Annotated in this window: 2 protein-coding genes and 2 tRNA genes; 2 read left to right on the forward strand and 2 right to left on the reverse strand. The window is 73.7% G+C overall.

The window, feature by feature from the left end:
- Positions 1–903: chorismate-binding protein (locus AB0K09_RS32830; protein ID WP_366069047.1), on the reverse strand; the 903-nt coding region annotated here is incomplete at its 3' end.
- A gap of 158 nt (positions 904–1,061) precedes the next feature.
- Here AB0K09_RS32830 and AB0K09_RS32835 point away from each other — a divergent pair.
- Positions 1,062–1,134 (forward strand) — tRNA-Gly (locus tag AB0K09_RS32835).
- A gap of 35 nt (positions 1,135–1,169) precedes the next feature.
- A tRNA-Cys gene (locus AB0K09_RS32840) sits at positions 1,170–1,243 on the forward strand.
- A 274-nt stretch (positions 1,244–1,517) separates the two neighbouring features.
- On the opposite strand, the gene AB0K09_RS32845 is transcribed toward AB0K09_RS32840, so the two are convergent.
- Positions 1,518–1,742 (reverse strand): hypothetical protein, encoded by a 225-nt coding sequence (locus AB0K09_RS32845; RefSeq protein WP_366069048.1) that lies wholly within the window; start codon positions 1,740–1,742, stop codon positions 1,518–1,520.
- Positions 1,743–2,146: the final 404 nt, after the last annotated feature.

Genomic DNA, 2,146 nt, shown 5'->3' on the forward strand with positions numbered 1-2,146 from the left:
GTCGATGCAGAAGGTGCGGATGCCGACCGCGAGCTCGCCGGTGCGCCGGTCGGCGTCGACCCAGCCGATGCCGCCGCAGTAGGGGCCGCGGGGCGCGGTCTCCAGGGAGTCGATGATCCGCAGGGCGCTGGCCTTGGGGGCGCCGGTGACGGAGCCGGGCGGGAAGGTGGCCGCGAAGAGGTCCGCCCAGCCGGCGCCCTCGGCGATCTCGCCGCGCACGGTGGAGACGAGGTGGACCAGGCCCGGGTGCGGCTCGACGGCGCAGAGCGCGGGGACGGTGACGGAGCCGGTGGCGCAGACGCGGCCGAGGTCGTTGCGGACCAGGTCCACGATCATGACGTTCTCGGCGTGGTCCTTCTCCAGGAGGTCCTCGGCGGTGCGTCCGGTGCCCTTGATCGGCCCGGACTCGATCACGCGGCCGGTGCGGCGGAGATAGAGCTCGGGAGAGGCGGTGGCCACCTCCACGCCGTGGGCGGGCAGCCGGACGGTGCCGGCGTAGGGGGCGGGGTTGCCCCGGGCAAGGTGGCCGGTGAGGGCATCGATGTCGGCGGCGTCCGGGTCGGGCAGGGGCGCGCTCAGCACGCGGCAGAGGTTGGCCTGGTAGACCTCGCCGGCGGCTATGTGCTCGCGGATGCGGCGGACGCCCGCGGTGTAGGCGGCGCGGTCGAGGGAGCTGGTCCAGCTCTCGGGGGCCGGGCCGCGCCAGGGGCCGGGGGCCCGGGCGGGGGCGGGGCGCACGTCGCCGAAGCGGGCGCAGCGGATCCCTCCCTCGAAGTCCGCGACGACGGCCCACCAGCCGCTGGAGTCCAGGGCGGCCGGGTCGCTGGTGACGTCGCGCAGATCGGTCGCGAGGAGGCCGCCGAAGCGTGCCATGGGCGAGGACGTCGAGGTGAGGTCGTGCACGTCACCGAGTCTATGGCGGCCCCGCAGGGGGTGCCGGGAGGCCGGGTGGAGGGGGATCAGCGCAGCACGCTGGGCAAACGGAATTTGAGCTGGCGCTGGAATCCGCTAAAGTTCAACACGTCGCCGGGACGCGGAAGCGCCCCGGAGATGCAAGACCTGCGGACGTGGCTCAGTTGGTAGAGCATCACCTTGCCAAGGTGAGGGTCGCGAGTTCGAATCTCGTCGTCCGCTCGATGTGGGGGATCTTCCCGAACCCCCGCTCCGTTGGTGGAGTGGCCGAGAGGCGAGGCAACGGCCTGCAAAGCCGTCTACACGGGTTCAAATCCCGTCTCCACCTCCAAGGACGATTAGCTCAGCGGGAGAGCGCTTCCCTGACACGGAAGAGGTCACTGGTTCAATCCCAGTATCGCGCACATGATCGGCCGAGGGCCGGAGCCATGAGCTCCGGCCCTCGGCCGTTGTGCTGCCCGGGATACGCGTGCGCCGGCCGGGATACGCGACGGCCGGGCACCTCCCCAGGTGCCCGGCTCGTCGTGCCGTCCGCCGCAACCCCCGTCCCCACGGGGTATCGGCCGGTCCGCCCGGCCCGGGCCGCTCTCCCGGGCCTGGAGCGCTCAGTGCCCCAGCATTCCGGCCACGGACGACGCCTGCAGGACGACGGCGTCCCAGCCGCCGAAGGCCACCGCGAGGAAGGCGGCCAGGGGCAGCACCATGGCCGCCGCCACCAGCGGGTGGCGGGTGGAGGAGGGAACCTCGCCGAAGAGGTCCGTGGCCGGGTGCCGTACGGCCCGCCGGTCCGTACGGACCGGCTGGACCGTTCGTTCCGCGGTGTCCGCCATCGTCTTCCCCCCGCCCGGTGTCCGTCTGTCACGAGCGGCGGACGTCTGACCTCGGGGGACGAGTGCTGTACGTCCGCCGCTCGCACACCACGGTAGGGGCCGCCGGGCGGCGGGGCGTCATGCCCGCGTACCGCCTTGCGGGCCTCCCGGAGGATGAGGCCGGTCCCCCGGGGCTACTCCCCTGGGTGGAGAGCCGGTCGCCCGGTCCCCGGGACTTCCCGGAGGGGGTGGTCCCGGCCACCGTTCCGGGTGACTTCCCTCACGTCCGCCACACCCGGCCGCCGGGCCGGAGCGGTGGCCTCGGCAGGCGTCCGAGTCCTGGCGTGTCGCACCCGGGCCATTCACCCGGTGGCGCTGGACGGCGGCCTCGGGGAGGCGTTGCCGGGGCTCACCGCCACCTCGCC

Origin of the sequence: Streptomyces sp. NPDC049577 (assembly GCF_040675635.1) — a bacterium.
GTDB lineage: Bacteria > Actinomycetota > Actinomycetes > Streptomycetales > Streptomycetaceae > Streptomyces.